Annotated in this window: 14 protein-coding genes and 1 pseudogene; 5 read left to right on the forward strand and 10 right to left on the reverse strand. The window is 45.1% G+C overall.

Features of this window, described 5'->3' with window-relative positions; genetic code table 11:
- Positions 1-215: 215 nt before the first annotated feature.
- A complete protein-coding gene (locus SOHN41_RS15510) occupies positions 216-1304 on the reverse strand; it encodes a hypothetical protein (RefSeq protein WP_007650800.1) in 1089 nt (362 codons plus the stop codon).
- Positions 1305-1486: 182 nt separating this feature from the next.
- Here SOHN41_RS15510 and SOHN41_RS15515 point away from each other — a divergent pair.
- Positions 1487-2489: pseudogene (locus SOHN41_RS15515) on the forward strand (transposase).
- Between the two features lie 1429 nt (positions 2490-3918).
- Here SOHN41_RS15515 and SOHN41_RS15525 read toward each other — a convergent pair.
- On the reverse strand, positions 3919-4725 hold the full coding sequence (locus SOHN41_RS15525) for a crotonase/enoyl-CoA hydratase family protein (RefSeq protein ID WP_007650813.1): 807 nt from the start codon (positions 4723-4725) through the stop codon (positions 3919-3921).
- A 398-nt stretch (positions 4726-5123) separates the two neighbouring features.
- On the opposite strand from SOHN41_RS15525, the gene SOHN41_RS15530 reads away from it, so the two are divergent.
- A complete protein-coding gene (locus tag SOHN41_RS15530) occupies positions 5124-6119 on the forward strand; it encodes a response regulator (protein ID WP_007650814.1) in 996 nt (331 codons plus the stop codon).
- A gap of 18 nt (positions 6120-6137) precedes the next feature.
- On the forward strand, positions 6138-7106 hold the full coding sequence (locus SOHN41_RS15535) for a sensor domain-containing diguanylate cyclase (protein ID WP_007650815.1): 969 nt from the start codon (positions 6138-6140) through the stop codon (positions 7104-7106).
- 62 nt (positions 7107-7168) lie between these two features.
- Here SOHN41_RS15535 and rraB read toward each other — a convergent pair whose 3' ends face one another.
- The 6 genes from rraB to SOHN41_RS15565 form a co-directional block, all read right to left on the reverse strand.
- Positions 7169-7579, reverse strand: coding sequence for a ribonuclease E inhibitor RraB (rraB, locus tag SOHN41_RS15540; protein ID WP_007650816.1), 411 nt, complete (start codon positions 7577-7579; stop codon positions 7169-7171).
- Positions 7580-7622: 43 nt separating this feature from the next.
- The gene (locus SOHN41_RS15545) at positions 7623-8366 is read right to left on the reverse strand and encodes a 1-acylglycerol-3-phosphate O-acyltransferase (RefSeq protein WP_007650817.1); all 744 of its coding nucleotides are present in this window, start codon (positions 8364-8366) and stop codon (positions 7623-7625) included.
- A gap of 177 nt (positions 8367-8543) precedes the next feature.
- Positions 8544-9344, reverse strand: coding sequence for a metal ABC transporter permease (locus SOHN41_RS15550; RefSeq protein ID WP_007650818.1), 801 nt, complete (start codon positions 9342-9344; stop codon positions 8544-8546).
- Between the two features lie 5 nt (positions 9345-9349).
- Positions 9350-10258, reverse strand: coding sequence for a metal ABC transporter solute-binding protein, Zn/Mn family (locus SOHN41_RS15555; protein ID WP_007650819.1), 909 nt, complete (start codon positions 10256-10258; stop codon positions 9350-9352).
- Positions 10242-11417, reverse strand: a complete 1176-nt coding sequence (locus SOHN41_RS15560) for a hypothetical protein (RefSeq protein WP_007650820.1) — start codon at positions 11415-11417, stop codon at positions 10242-10244. The genes SOHN41_RS15555 and SOHN41_RS15560 overlap by 17 nt, the downstream gene beginning before the upstream one ends.
- An 82-nt stretch (positions 11418-11499) precedes the next feature.
- A complete protein-coding gene (locus SOHN41_RS15565) occupies positions 11500-11790 on the reverse strand; it encodes a hypothetical protein (protein ID WP_037459368.1) in 291 nt (96 codons plus the stop codon).
- A 275-nt stretch (positions 11791-12065) separates the two neighbouring features.
- Here SOHN41_RS15565 and SOHN41_RS20540 point away from each other — a divergent pair, with 275 nt between their 5' ends.
- The gene (locus SOHN41_RS20540) at positions 12066-12191 is read left to right on the forward strand and encodes a hypothetical protein (RefSeq protein WP_007650823.1); all 126 of its coding nucleotides are present in this window, start codon (positions 12066-12068) and stop codon (positions 12189-12191) included.
- A gap of 58 nt (positions 12192-12249) precedes the next feature.
- On the opposite strand, the gene SOHN41_RS15575 is transcribed toward SOHN41_RS20540, so the two are convergent.
- Positions 12250-12579 (reverse strand): hypothetical protein, encoded by a 330-nt coding sequence (locus tag SOHN41_RS15575; protein ID WP_007650824.1) that lies wholly within the window; start codon positions 12577-12579, stop codon positions 12250-12252.
- Between the two features lie 206 nt (positions 12580-12785).
- Here SOHN41_RS15575 and SOHN41_RS15580 point away from each other — a divergent pair, with 206 nt between their 5' ends.
- A complete protein-coding gene (locus tag SOHN41_RS15580; RefSeq protein WP_007650825.1) occupies positions 12786-14438 on the forward strand; it encodes a mechanosensitive ion channel family protein in 1653 nt (550 codons plus the stop codon).
- A 67-nt stretch (positions 14439-14505) separates the two neighbouring features.
- Here SOHN41_RS15580 and SOHN41_RS15585 read toward each other — a convergent pair whose 3' ends face one another.
- On the reverse strand, positions 14506-16218 hold the full coding sequence (locus tag SOHN41_RS15585; RefSeq protein WP_007650826.1) for a formate--tetrahydrofolate ligase: 1713 nt from the start codon (positions 16216-16218) through the stop codon (positions 14506-14508).
- Positions 16219-16385 lie beyond the last annotated feature (167 nt).

Below are 16385 nucleotides of genomic sequence, written 5' to 3' on the forward strand. Positions count from 1 at the left end.
TTGATGAGTTTTAGCGACTACATCGTGGCCCATTGCGAGGCCGATTAAAAGTGGATGGGTCCATTCCATTATCCATGTTTTAGAAGGTCACTGGTGCAACAATGCCAATCTAACTAACCCTTGAGTTGTTAGTTCAGCTAAACAGCTTTTGCCCCTCGTGATACCTAAAAATCACAATGTTCAGATAGACAATTAAAAGTTATCGGTTAAGTGATTTACTTCCCACTTACATTATCACAAATATCTTTATTTAATTTAGACACCAGAGCCCAATACTTGTTTAATCCAACATTAGCAAGTTGCTCAACTTTTAACTGACAATTTGTTTTGATGGGCTGCTTCTCTGCAGGTATTGAGTAATAGGGGAATCTTGGTCTATCTATTCTTAATGATTTATCAGCGTTTATGGTGATTGTTTTACCAATAAGATTTCCAACACTACTATTTTCGGCCTCAACAATATTCATTTGAAGAGCACTTTCTGCATTTGAGTAATGCCCTAAATATAACCATCCTGCATTTTCATCAATATTTACTTCAGACTCAGGTAGTTTATAACCAAGCACACTTGGCTTTAATACAATATCTTCATCGGAATAGAGTAGTATCTGTATTTTTTGTAAGCCGTCTAAAGCTTGAGCTAATGACTCAGGAGACAGTTCTTTACTCACTCCCGGAAAAATTAACTCTGTTACTTTCCCATTGATTCCAATTCTATTAAAACTGATAGTTCCTCGAGATTCAGACGCTTTTAATTGAAATGCTAAAGCTGGTAAGTTTGTTAAATCTAAACCGGTTGAGACATTGTATATTTTTGCAACAATATTAACCCCTATACCGATTTTATATATTGAATTATCTTTTATATTGAGGTCTTGCTGTGCATCTAGTTTTTCTGGCTCTACAATCCAAGTATGCTTCGACCACTGCATTGATATTTCATAATTTCGCCCTTCATTTTTGCTTGATACAATTGGAGCTTGAACATCTGCACTTGCATTTAAATCTCTATAAAACATCTCCGTATCACTGTCAGTTAAAATGCTTAAATAGCATTTTGTGGACTGCACGTAATCCACCCCTCCAACACTCTGTTTTCCAGCCACAACCTTACTACAGAGATTTATGTCATCAATAAGCTTTTTCGCACCTTCAGCACCTTGCCATGCTGTTGTAACATGCATTGGAGTATCATTTTCAGAGTACCAAGACTTCTGATTATCTTGCTTTGTCGGTTTTACCGAATAAGTTGAACCACACGCTGAACAAATTAAAATTAGGGTAAATATAACTATCTTGTTCATATCTCATCCTTGAATAAACAATTTATTAACAAGAAAAGATACTAGCCTATAAATGGTGGTTTGTATATTTAGATCAAAAGACGATCAAAACTTTAAATAGGAAATCAAGCCACCCATTTTAAATCGTGTAGTTTAGGATCCTCTACTAGACTCTGTAAAAGTGTTGATGTGGAGGAGTGACTATGCCGCGGCCTAGTAGAACTCAGATTAGTGTTGAAGACACTCCCTATTACCATTGCTGTAGCCGTGTCGTTCGACGTGCTTTTTGTGTGGCGATGATGATTACTCAGGTAAAAACTATGACCATCGCCGCGCTTGGGTAGAGTCGCTACTGTTTGAACTCGAAGCCGTTTTTGCAATAGATGTGACGGCCTTTGCGGTGATGTCCAATCATCTACATGTGGTTTTACGTATTGATATAGAGACAGCAAACCGCTGGAGCGACAGGGAGGTGCTTGAGCAATGGCATAAGCTATTTAAAGGCGATGAATTAACACAAAAATTCGCCAAAGGTGAGTTAGTTGAAACGCATGAGGTTCACAGATTAAAGCATTCAATCGCCATTTATCGCAGCCGTTTATGTGATATCAGTTGCCAGTGTTTTCAAAAGAGTGCGCTGCCTCAACGAACCCATCGCAAGGCAAGCAAATCAAGAAGATAACTGCACAGGCCGATTTTGGGAAGGTCGTTTTAAGTCACAGGTTCTACTTGATGAAGCCGCAGTGTTAGCCTGTATGGCCTATGTTGATTACTCTTTATTGGCAAAAGTCCATTCGAGCCAAGGTGGCCGATACGCCAGAACAATCCGACCATACCGGTATCCAGCTGCGGATTCGTGCTGCATTAAAAGGTGAACAGCCTAAAAGTCTACTGCCTTTCATCGGCAATGAACGTGATAACCAACCCAATGGCATTGCCTTTTCCTTAACCGATTACCTCGAATTGGTTGATGATACCGGTCGAATCATCCGCAATGATAAACGTGGAAGCATCAGTAAAAATAGCGCCAAGTTACTGACAATATTAAATATATCCCAAGACAATTGGCTTAAATTGACCACAGAGTTTGGCAAGTTATTTCATGGCCCAGTAGGTACGCTGCAAGAGCTGACCGATTACTGCGAACACTTAGAAAAGCGACGACGGCACTTTGCGGCAAACTGCCAGCACTTTCACAGCAATTAACTGTAATCCTGCTTAACCAAACCAATCACTGCCCATTTGTTTTATTGGGTGAGTTAGCATGTCTTAAATACACCAATTTTTAATGAGTTAGCTCATTTTTATGCCTCAGCTTTAGCCCTATAACTTTTGATGACTCTAGTTTAAGCAATTTTAGCTCGTACAAATTGTAGACAAACCCAAAGTGCATTATGTTGATCTAAAATGGGTGGCTAGATTTTATTATACACATAATATCCAGAAAGGATGGAGAGAAGACCCTGTGAATACAATGAAACAGATTTTTGGGGTACCGGTGATTAAATTATGAAAACTTTTTTCTTTGACGACTTTCTAATTGGTGGGTGGGCGTACGCAAGACGTCATGGTACGTCAGACGATCGTGCTTGTAGTCTTGCTGTCGCTCAAGTTGAGCTATTTATCTTATTTCCTCTCATGCCTTGGTTAGTTCTGTTACTAAAATATTTAAAGTTCGAAAGTTCCAATATTATGTACGTGATAATTGGTTCTGCAATCATGTTGGGCATTATTTTTGAATTATATGTCAGTAAGAAAGGTCTGTTTAGAGATATAGATTTCCACAGTGAAGAAGTAAGCAAAAAGATCAAAAAGTGTACATATTTTTTTGTTTTTCTATTTTTCTATATGCCACTATCAACCTACATTACGTGGCCCATTATGAGGCAGCTCTAATTTCTATTAGCACCATTTTATTGGGGCTTTTTCTTGCCTGAAACTGGGCAATTCAACCAGCAGACTGGGCAGCCGTTGCCGGTAGAAGTGGTCACGGTCTGCCAGCAGGGCGGGCAGTTTAGTGCAGCGCCACCAAATTAATTGGTGCAGCAATAGATCGCTTCTGCTGTCTATGAGTGATCTCTTCTACTGTTTTGAGCTTCTCAGTCTGCTGCGGGTTTTGACCAAATGAGCTTTTGGAGATCATTCGCTTAAGTTCATGCAAAGAAAATGGATAGCTTGTTTATCGGTTTTAATACTAACTTTCAATAATTGCCTTACAAATATTAATCCGAAACCAATGAATTAGAGTCAAAAATCTAGCAAGGTTTTGTCCCAAAACGAGTCACATATCTACTTTAAAACAAACAGGCTACACCGATGTTAAACAGGTGGGCCATGGTGATTTGCGAGACGACCGTCCGCCCCATGGCCGCTTTTTGGCATCCATGCCATCGCGGCATTTGTGAATCCTTTCACATCAGATGGGGCGGTCGAGCATCCAAGGATGGACTAGCTGCGTGTCGGTGAGCGAATGCTATGGCAAGCCTATCGCACTGATTAAATAAGTAATTTATTTAAAATCACTTTCAATTGAGCATAGTTGAGTCAATGAGCCTAATAAATAGCAAACTGTACTCCTCTCTCACATAAAGCGGAAACCACTGTTCCACCCCGCAATCTTTATAACGTGACCCAATCACCAGCCCGATTGTCTATCGCGATAGGGTTTATCGGGATCTTTTAACTGCCGCACCGCGGCAATAGTGCGATTTTTACCCAGTAACAGCTTAATCTGGCTTAAGGATTCACGGCTTAACAGGCTACGTAGCGAGGCGGTCCAACTCGAGTTAGTGCTCTGCTTGATCGCCGCTGCCGCATCGGGGGAGGTCTTACAGAGCTGTGCGGCTAATTGTTTGGCAGCCACCATAGGCTGTTCACTTAATTGAGTCACGAGTCCAAGGGATAAGGCCTCTTCACCGCCCATCACTTTAGCCGTCAGGGTCAACAACATGGCCTGATCCTTGGGCATAATTTGCCTCAGTGTCACCAATCCCGCCATATCGGGTACCAGCCCCCACTTGGCCTCCATGATTGATAACTGACTGTCACGGTTGGCAATACGTATATCTGCGCCGAGGGCGATTTGCATTCCGCCACCAAAACAGCAACCATCGAGCACAGCAATGACAGGCACAGGTAAACGCTGCCAGCCGAGGGAGACACGCTGTGCAAGATTGGCATTGCCTGGTAACCACTTAAAAAGCAGTTTTACCGCTTGCATCGGCGCCGACATCACACTTTTAACATCCAGCCCAGAGCTAAAATTGCCGCCAGCACCCGAAAGAATAACCGCACGAATTCGGCGATTTTTTTTAATGTTTTTAATTGCCCTATCCAACTGACTAAACATTAAATAATTAATTGCATTCATCTTCTCTGGACGATTAAGCAGCACATAGGCAATGCCATCGTCAATTGTCACTTGCACACATTGGTCACTCATGAAATATTCCATTACTGGTCAGTCCAGATTAAATGTTAACACATTTGGCATAATTCACTAAAAGATATAACATAGGCGCAATTTTTGACTTTGGTCAAAATATTGTCATTACAACCAAATATTGCTGGACAACTATGTTAGGCTGTAACGATTAAGTTTGAGAACGTTAATAGCTCTTTCAGCAAGATAGGCCATTCGAGTTCAAATATTGGTGAAACAACGTGAGTTCCATAACACCAAACCCAGATAGTATCTGCAAGGAATTTAGCACATCAAAATCTGCAGCTTACACGTAGAAGATATAAATTAGACTTGCCCGAAGCTCACAATTCGTCAGTCAAACTTAAAAAATTAGTGTTATCTTCAATGAATGGGCAAATTAAGGATCACCAGTCAGCATGACAATATCTGTACTCATCTGTGACGATTCCGCCATGGCGCGCAAGCAAATGGCCCGCACCCTGCCCAAAGAGTGGGATGTCGAAATTACCTACGCTACCAATGGTGCCGAAGGATTAGATGCCATTCGCGCGGGTAAAGGTGAAGTGGTGTTTCTCGATCTTAATATGCCCGTGATGGACGGTTATGAAGTGCTGCAAACTGTGCAACAAAACGACCTGCCCGCACTGATAATAGTGGTTTCAGGCGATATTCAAATCAAGGCCCATGAACGCGTCAAAGCATTAGGTGCCTTAGATTTTATCCAAAAGCCCGTCAGTGCCGACGCCATCAGCAATATTTTGCAGGAATACGGCATCCTCACCCTAGCGCAAAAAGATCTGGCCGATGAAGTGCCGATGATCAAAGTCGATATGCGCGATGCCTGCCAGGAAATAGCCAACGTTGCCATGGGGCGAGCAGCCGATTTATTGGCAAAGTTACTCGATGTCTTTGTCCTGCTTCCCATTCCTAATGTGAATGTGCTTGAGGTCAGTGAGTTGACTATGGCGCTCAAAGCCACAGAGGAAAGCTCGACGGTTTCCGCACTTTGCCAAGGTTTTATTGGTGCAGGGATCGCGGGTGAAGCCTTGCTGCTATTCCATGACTCTAGCTTTCAAGATATGGCCAAACTCATGGGGCTCGCCAATCCTGAAGATAAAAACACCGAGATAGAAGTGCTTATCGATACAGGCAATGTATTGATTGGCGCTTTCCTCAATGGAATATCCGAACAGCTCGATATGAAATTCAGCCAAGCCCATCCCGTGGTACTTGGCCGTCATTGCACTGTCAACGATCTTATCCATGATAACTCAGAGAAGTGGAACCGAACTTTGGCGATGGAGATCAACTATCGGATTGAAAATCATAATATTCAATGTGATCTATTATTGCTTTTTACCGAGGATTCCATCCCCACTCTGAGCTATAAGCTCGGCTATTTACTCAATTAACCCGTTGGATTTTACTTTATGTCAAATGACCAAAGCGCAATGAACGAACTACATTGGCTTATCGATATGGTGCAAACCATAGAGGTGGGATTAGTCGTGTTAGATCGTCATTACAATATCCAACTGTGGAACGGTTTTATGGAAAACCATAGCGGTGTTTCCCCGAATTCGATCAAAGGCCAAAATCTGTTTACTCGCTTCCCCGAGCTGCCCGCCTCTTGGTTAAAGCAGAAAATGGAGTCGGTTTTTATGCTTAAAAATCGGGCCTTTATCAGTTGGGAACAAAGGCCCTATGTGTTCCAATTCAAAAACTACCGCCCTATCACTGGTCGCGCCGATTTCATGTATCAAAACGTGACTCTGCTACCGCTAGCCTCCCTAACTGGGCAAATAACCCATATCAGCGTCATTGTGTATGACGTTACCGATATTGCGGTCAACAAGTTGCAGCTTAAGGCGGCTAACGAACAACTTGAGCATCTCAGCCAAACCGATGGCTTAACCCAGCTACATAATCGACGTCACTGGCAACAATGCTTAGAGCATGAATTTGATTTGTATGCCCGTTATTCGGGAGTGGCTAGTTTAGTGATGATAGACATAGACCACTTTAAAAATATCAATGATACCTATGGTCATCTCGCCGGGGATAAAGTGATTCAACATATCGCCCATCTTCTCAGCCAGTCCCTACGGGAAACCGATTGTGTCGGCCGTTATGGTGGTGAAGAATTTGCTGTGGTCATGCCCAAAACGACTGGAGTAGATGCCCTTCACTTTACCGAGCGTTTGCGGGAAAAAATTGCCGACTCAACCATAGTTTACGATGGGCTCAACATCAAAGTAACGGTCAGCTTAGGCGTTTGTGAGATAGGTAAACATATCAGCAGTAGTTCAGGCTGGATTTCCTGCTCGGATAGGGCTTTATATGAAGCTAAGCAAAAAGGGCGAAATTGTAGCGTGTTACACAGTGCACAGAGTGAGTAATTTATACCCCTAAAAAGATAAAACCCACTGATGTGGGTTTTATTTTTACAGACAAGGGCAAATTAATGCGGGAATCCGTCATCCTCGTCGTCTTCATCCTCATCTTCGTCGTCCATGTCATCACCAACGAAGTAGGTTCCCCAACCGTCATAATCCACTTTTTGTTTTGCGGCCAGTTGCAGTAATTGCTCTGCGGCTTTATCCAATAGTGCAACATCCAGTTTATGGTGAGCAATCGCATCGAAACAGAAGATCACTGAGCCATCTTCGAGCTCCATTTCCTCTGCATCATTGACTTCGAAGCCGAGTTTAAACGCATCCACCGCCGCTTTTTCGAGACGGTCAAAATTGGTAGATGAAAAATGATGCTCAATAATGTATTCCGCATCTGGCTCTGAGCCATCATCAAGCAGGGCTTGCACTATGTCACGATTCTCGGCAAGTTGGGCTTTTAACTGACTTTCAATAGACATGGATTTGTCTCCGTTAAGGTAAATCTGGCTCAAATTGAGGGTATTATACGTCATCATCCGTAAGAGTTTTACCCATTAATGTTGCCGCTTCTCGATTTATCTCAGCGAACTTTGTCGACATGCTGGCATAGATTTGCGCCGAAAATGCCTTAACATCGGCCTTATCTAATCCAGCCGTAGGTACTGGCGCCATCATCTCAATGATAACGACCCCATTATCCCAACGGTTTAAATTAATATGGCTCTGACAGGATGCCAGCACAGGGACCACGGGGACCCCAGCCGCAAGCGCAGTATGGAAGGCGCCCGCTTTAAAGGGTAATAATCCTCGCCCACGTGAACGCGTGCCTTCGGGGAAAATCCACACAGATAAACTGTTTTGCTTAATTTTTTCGACCGTCTTAGCCATAGTTTCGAAGGCGCTATGGCGATTTTTACGATCGATTAAAATATTGCCCGACAACCAATAAATTTGGCCAAACAATGGCATCCACGCCAAACTCTTCTTACCTAAACTGACGGTTCCCTTAGGTACAGCCTTAGTATGGGTAAAAAGATCGAAGTTATTTTGATGATTTGCTAGGAAAATATAAGGTCCATCCTGTATGTCTTTATGGCGACGTACTATGACTTTAATCCCTAGGATCGGGGAGACTGATGAGAAGATCTTGGCGAACATATGTACATTGTCACGGTGACGAGGCCTCAACAAGCAAACTAAGCCACCAAAAATAAAGGCAAGCAACAATGACACCGCCAACAACATAGATCTGACGATTAACAGCACGGCATACTCCGACGATATAAGTGGCGACAGTATAGCCACCATGGCCTAGGGACTCAATATATTGTTTACATCTGTAAGCTGACTGACTAACACAACCAACTAAATGTTCAAACACAACAAATAAAAAGCCCACCGATATGCTAAACCTCCAGCTTATCGATGGGCTTTTATTTCCGTTTAGACGTGCTGTTTAGGCAAGACGTTAGTCTCCACAGCCAGGGGGGATACTCGGCTTAACACCAAGCGGAAAACTAAGGCGCTCACGGCCAACGTTGCGACAATCGCCGCTCCGCTTGGCAGGTCTAACGTCGCCGACAGGATTAGCCCTAAAACATAACCAAGCAAACCGACGAGGTAAGCGTACAATAACCGACCTTTACCGCGATACTTGTTCAGTGCTAAAGCAGGCAATATCAAGGTACTGAACACCAGATAAACACCCACTAATTCAACCGACAGGGTGATAACCAACGCAAATAGCAGATAGAACCCTGCCCCCGCCAAAATTTGGGGACGCAGAAATATCGCTAATAGCACGGCCGAATACACTAGTGTAGACAACACCAACTGTGACCAACTCACCCAGAGGATCTGGCCCGACATCAATTGCTTTAACAACTCGGCTCCGTGTGGGTCATTTGCCAATAGCAACATAGCTGCCACCGCCGACAACACATAAAAGCAGCCGATCATTGCCTCTAACTCACCCGCCATTCGCTTAGATAACCAAGCGATAAACCCCGCCCCCCCAAGGGCAAACAGGGCTGGCATCCACACATGGGAAAATGGCATCTCCTCTAATCTGTGGTCCATATGGGCGACGATGGCGCCTAGGGCGGCAACCTGCGCTATGGCCAAATCGATAAAGATAATGCCACGCTTAAGCACTTGCCTACCTAATACAATATGTGTCGACAACACTAAGATCCCCGCCGCCAGTGCAGGCAAGAGAATCGACATCAGCTCCAGATCAAACATAGGCCTTATTTCACTCCATTTAAGAGGGAAATGACGCTGTCGTATAGGCTAAAGAGATCTTGGCTGCTGTCATTACCCCCTACGGACATAGGCAAGATCACCACAGGTAAGTTCGCTTTTTCACCGAGCCATTTGGCACCGCGCTCATCCTGATAGGAGGCGACGATAACCGCCAAAATATCGCCCTGTTCGGCGCGGCTCAACAAACTCGCCAAATGCCCACTGGTGGGAGCAAGTCCTGGTTTAGGTTCTAAATCTGCTACTTGTTCAATACCAATCCAATTGAATAGATATTTAAAACTAGAATGATAGGCGATCACTTTTTTGCCCTGTAACCCTTTGGCTTGCTCCTCCCAACGGGGAATTGCCGCTTGCCAACGGGCGCTAAAGTCAGCTAATGACTTTTGATAATCGGCCGCGCCCGCAGGGTCAAGCTGAACCATCTTAGCCGTTAAGGCTGTTGCGACATTGAGTAGTCGGGTCGGATCGAAATGAAGATGCGGATTGCCCTTAGCATGCACATCACCCATGCTGCGATCGACACTGGCTAATTTGTCTAGGGTTTCGATTTGATCGGCGGCAAAAAATAAGCCCTGCTCGGTCGAGCGCACGTTAGCATTCGCCGACTTCATCTGCAGCATAGGCAGCCAACCTATCTCTAGGTCGGCGCCAGCGCAGACCACTAGGTCCGCCTGACGCATTTTGGCAATCAAGCTTGGTCGCGCCTGCACTTGATGCGGGTCCTGCAATGCCGTTGTTGCCGAATAGATGTTCGCGCTAGGAGCAAGCTCCTTAGCCAACGCCGCATATTCAGGTTCACAGGCAAATACATTGAGTTCGGCATGGGCCAAACCAGTGTAAGTGACAGATAAGGCCACTGCGGCCAATTTAGCTAAATTAGAATTGATGCGCACCGTGGGCCCCCAGAGACATAATGTATTGGATAGTAAAGATGTTATCGTCTTCAATACCGTCAAAATTCGTACCTTTTTGATGAGTATACTGGAAACGAACCGTCGAGAAATGACTAGAATGCCACGCCAGAGTAGCCTCTGATTCCTTCAACTTTTGCCCATGGAAATGATCATCATGGAGCTCCTGGGTATCGACCTCACCGTAACGCACCCCCGCAGACCAACTCGGGGTAAATTGATACACACTGCTCAAATACCAACCTTGGTGGTAATCTTTACTCGGCGCATCCTCGGGATGTAATTCAGCGGGAGTAAAATCGTTAACGCGGAAATATTCACCGCTCAAGGTTAAATTTTGATACTTGTAGTTACCATTGGGTGCCCACTTGTAAACAAAATCGGCACCATAGGTATTCTTACCCGTATAAGATGCTGCGTGGCTATGGCCTTCCTCCGTGACTTCCTCTCCCAGATCTTCACCCTCTTCATGGGCCGTTACTTGGCCATTTTCGTTACGTAGGTAACTTAGGCCCGCCTGCCATGAACTGTTATCGCCGATATCGCCACCGATTTTTGAATATAAGGTATAGACTCCAACCTTCTCAAATTCACGCTCGCCATGTTCATCGGCCGCACGCAAACTGTCGCCCTTAAAGGCTTCGACACCCATAGTCCAATACAAGTCTGTCGGAGCTACGTAGTTGAAACGCACCCCATCATCAAAGTAATGGCCCCCTAGAAACGCACGGTAAACGATGGGACGATCGGTAAAGGAATCGGTATGTAAATGTTGGTTATTGAGGTAACCAATATCCGATAGGAAACGGCCGCCACGGATCGAAAAACCCGCCGGCATCGCCATAGTTTGAATAAAGGCTTCCTCAAGATTCAGCTCGGTCTCACCGTCATGGCTCTCAAGCACGGCTGTCACTTTGCCATAGAACATATCGTCAATGTTGGCGCTCATCGCCAGTTCTGTTTCACCTAAACCAAAACCATCGGTGGTCTCGGCCAAGGGACGCTCGCCCGTTTGATAATAGCCATTTAAAACGGCACTGATCGCAGGATTAGTCAGGCTCGAATCTTCCGCTAAGAGTGTCGGCGAAACTAAAGCGCACGCCAAAGCCACCAAAGAAATTCGGGTATTTAACACAGTCATGATATCTCCAAAATACAACTAGCACTCGATGGCTGATATAAAGTCATCAAGAAATACAATAAGTTAAAATGTTTTAGTTGATTTAGAGACTAAAAGGAGGCGCACGACTGCGGTAAACACTAACGTGCTTTGAAATGAAGGGGAGTAAATCAAATTCGACCACATCGAAATGCTGCACAGCTAAATTGAGCGTCAGCGGTTGGGTCAATAAAATCTTGTTGAGCTGGTGCTGATGGAAGCACAGGGTACAGTGGGTTTTCGCCCCATCGTCAAGATGGGTCACACTATGGGCGGAGGCGGCAAAAGACAGCAATACCAATACGGCAGCAAGCCATATTGAAATTGTGCGTCTTATGTGACGTTGAAGTCTCACCTAGTCGTCCCCATAGTAAAAAAGTGACACAAGTTTATGTCAGGCCCATGGTAAGTTGCAATAAGGTAATGGTTCTGCAATAAGTTACAAGATATTTACCTTTAAATGCAGTTATAGATAAAACAGATGAAAAACAAGGCGTAGACTAGCAAAATACGGTATTTAAGATTAGCTTAAGTCAGGATAACTATAGTGTATTGAGTCTTTATGCAGGCGAAAACCCACAAGGTTCGCTTGGCATTATTCCTCCGTCCATCTATCAAAAGGCAACCCAAATGCTAGCATTTTTTCGTGACAACTTAGGGCTAATCTTAGGCATAGTGATTTTCGGCGCATTGATTTTGGGCGGAATTTATTACGTTGAACATTCATTAGAGAGCCAAGAGCAAGTCGTTCAATAACGACACGATGGCCTTTCCCCAGAGCCCATTTCTTTGGGCTCTCGATGCCATATTGTGATTAACGGTATTTTTGCCGCTGCTCACTATCATCGGGCTTTTCCGGTGCTTCTATCGTAATCACTTGATCCATAAAATGACTTACAAACAACAGCATTAAAGAAAAAATCATCACAGGAATTAAAAAGTGCCTGACCGATGCATCAAAGTAACAGTAAAGCCCAGTGAAGAGGCTCAAATAAAATCCGAGTAATTTAAGTTTGGCAAGCGTTGGACTACGCCCAAGCCAGGCAGCACAATGGGGACATTGAACTTGCGCATGGAAACCCTTTCCCCGCTGATGGCTGATTTCACTCACTTTAATATACTGGTTGCAATGGGAGCACAACATAACACTAGGATTCCTAAATAAGGGGCCCTAAGTCTACCAGATCCAGCCCAACCCTAGTGTTCAAATTGATCTCAAAAATAAAAAGACCATAAACTAGCTCAATATATCGACCTGCGCACAGCGATAACCCTTTCAGGGGATAAATTTTACAGCTAGCGGGTGAACTCCTATGATATAGCTACCGTTTTTTATTAAAGATAAAACCTATGCGCCGCTCAATTAGTTTGCTACTCGCACTCAGTGTTTCCCTATCTAGCATGAGTACCTACGCCTTAGCCGCGGACTCCCCCTCCGCTGCCACCGAGTCAATAACAACATCCAGCGCCATACAGGCCGAATTAAACGCCCTGCAATGGGCGATCAATACCGATGTTAATCACCTTAAACAAGCCAAAGGTGAACTCAAAGCCATTGCTGAATACCGAATTAAAAACAAGGTATTGCTCATAAGAAATAAGATTCAATCCCTGCTCGATGCATCGCCATTAGACACAGCATTTCTATTGCCACTTATCCAAGATCAATTGCAATACATTCAAAGGATAGATGCTTATCTTGACCACAACATTGAAAGCCTGTCCCAACAATTAGGTTCAAGCAACGACGATCCCATTTTGCTCGAGATCTCTATGCGCGAGCTGGAAAAAGATGAGTACTACAAACAACAACTCGAAACACTCAACTGGTTAACTCAAGTAGGCCAGGACGTTGCTACCGAAAAAACAGCGCTAATCCAGACTTTGCAGCGCCGAGCAGACACCTTTGAGAGTCTGGTGACTTACACCCAACAACAACTGCAAGCGGCGATAAATGCTGCGACAAACGCGGGCAAAGATGTGACTTCGGTTCAGACTAGCCGGATACAATCCCTAAAGGACCGCCTAGCGAAAAACAGTCAGAGCTTAAATATTGAAATTGATTTACTCGACACCCTAGGACAGGATACCGCCGTCCTCAAAAAGACGTTATTCAGTATTTCAGGGGATATTACTCAAGATGTTTTAAGCTTTGACGTTGCCTCAAGCTTAGTAGAACAATGGCTCGACACCGCAAAAGTGCAATCGATTGACCATGGTCCCACCCTGATATTTAAGTTATTTGTGTTCTGCTTAATTCTGTTCATTGCCAGCCTTGCAGGAAAACTCGCCAAAAAAATAGTGAAGAATACTGTCAATAATTCCAAGTTAAATTTCAGTAAGTTACTGCAAGATTTCTTTACCTCACTCTCTGGCAAAGCGGTATTCACTATCGGTGTACTTATCGCGCTGTCACAACTTGGGATCGAACTAGGCCCCTTATTAGCAGGCTTTGGTATCGCCGGTGTGATTATTGGTTTCGCCCTGCAAGATACGCTATCGAATTTCGCCTCGGGCATGATGATACTGATCTATCGCCCCTACGATGTGGGGGATTTAATCAACGCGGCTGGGGTCACAGGGCGTGTTAGCCATATGAGTTTGGTATCAACAACCATTAAGACATTGGATAACCAACGGTTGATCATTCCCAATAACAAGATTTGGGGCGATACCATCAACAACATCACAGTTGAGCATCAACGCCGAGTGGACATGACCTTTGGGATCGGCTACAGCGATAATATAGCGCATGCCGAAGCCATTCTAAAATCCATAGTAGAAGCCCATCCTAAGGTTCAAGCTATGCCAGCCCCAATGATTAAATTGCATCAGTTGGGTGAATCCTCGGTCGACTTTATTGTTCGTCCCTGGGCGAAACCTGAGGATTACTGGGACGTGTATTGGGATATTACCCGTGAAGTCAAACTGCGCTTCGATGCCGAGGGCATTAGCATTCCGTTCCCACAGCGCGATATACATATCCATCAAGCGGTAAAATAGTATTAGGGCAGGATAGCGCCGCTATCCTGCCCTACCTTTAAGCTTAACGGCAATGTCAGTAAAGGCATTAACCTAATCCAATGATCTCACCGTCTTCATCGATATCGATCTGTAAATAACCCGGCTTGATCCCAAGCCCAGGCATAGTCATCACATTGCCCACCAGTGCCGTAATAAATCCCGCCCCCGCATTCAAGCTTAAGGCTCGAATGGGCACGACAAAACCCTTAGGCACCCCCTTTTGCATAGGATCATGGCTTATCGACAGTGGTGTTTTGGCAATGCAGACAGGTAAATGCCCATAACCGAGTGCATTCAGTTGCTGCACCTGTTGCTTAGCCTCAATGGAGAGACTGACGCCCAATGCGCCATAGCCGACCTCGGCTAAGGTGGATAACTTAGCCTCTAATGAGGCTTGCTCTGAATACAACGGCTTGAACTGACTTTCAGTTTCAGCGGCTCGGACCACAGTTTGCGCTAGGGCAATCGCGCCGGCCTCGCCCTTGGCAAAGGCATCGCTTATCTCACAACCAAAGGCTAGGGTACGGCTGACGGCCTCAGTCAACCACTGCAGCTCGGCATCGGTATCGGTAGCAAAACGGTTAATGGCAACCACCACCGGGACACCATATCGAGCCACATTGTTGATATGCCAGTTTAAATTAGCAAACCCCGCCTCGAGACGAATTTGATCGGGCGCATTGATATCCGCATCAGACTCCAAACCGCTGTTGGCTTTCAGAGCCTTTAGGGTGGTGACTAACACTGCCGCACTCGGCACCTGCCCCGATTGGCGAACTTTGATATTGCAGAACTTCTCAAAGCCCATATCGGAACCGAACCCACCTTCGGTGACCACAAAATCGGCCAGTTTTAAGGCGATATCATCGGCAATAATCGATGAATTACCGTGGGCAATATTGGCAAATGGTCCCGCATGGATAAGGCATGGCGCCCCATTGAGGGTCTGCATTAAGGTGGGTTTAATGGCATCGGCCATAATCGCCGCCATAGCACCTGCAACACCTAAATCATCGGCGCTGATCACCTCCCCCTGCCGATTGAGCGCCAATACTAAACGCCCGATACGAGCACGCATATCCACTAAGTCTCGACTGAGGGCCAGAATGGCCATCAACTCGGAGGCGGCGCTAATGTCAAAGCGCGATAGATATTCGGGCCCATTGTTTTCCCCCAATCCAACCTGGATTTGTCGCAGACAACGATCGTTATGGTCAATAACCCTGTGCCAGCGGATCTCATTGGGATCTATATCCAAAAATGCCAGCCCAGACTGTGCCTCAAACTCGGTTTTGCCTAAGCGTGATTCGTGAAAAAGCCGCGCGCCAATGGCCGCAGCACCTAAATTGTGGGCACTACCTACGGCATGAATGTCCCCGGTGAGGTGCAAATTCAGCTCCTGCATAGGCACCACTTGTGCATAACCACCACCGGCTGCACCGCCTTTTACCCCAAATACCGGCCCCATACTCGGCTGGCGAATACAGGCGCATGCCCTTTTGCCTATGGCCTTGAGAGATTGAGTTAGACCAATACTGGTCACAGTTTTACCTTCACCATAGGGTGTGGGAGTGACGGCCGTGACGATAATCAGTTTACCCGTACGCTGACCGGCTAATCGCCGCTGTACACATAAATCGACCTTAGCTTTTGTGTTGCCAAATAAGGTCATTTCTTCGGGTAATAACCCAAACTCGATACCCAGTTCTGCGATGTTTTTTAAACTTGCACGGCCTGAAATAGCCATATCGGTCAGCATGGGTGATTTCTCCCTCGAAGGTATTATGGGTTAGTATGAATGTTCAATATCAACATAAGCTGATTGAATACCACAGATATTAGATGATGATAAAGCAATCGAAAGGGTTAATGAGCGATTCCTTAATCTGCATCAAACAAATCGGCTTGCAGCATTTACACTGCAAA

It is taken from the genome of Shewanella sp. HN-41, assembly GCF_000217915.1.
Taxonomy (GTDB): Bacteria; Pseudomonadota; Gammaproteobacteria; order Enterobacterales; family Shewanellaceae; genus Shewanella.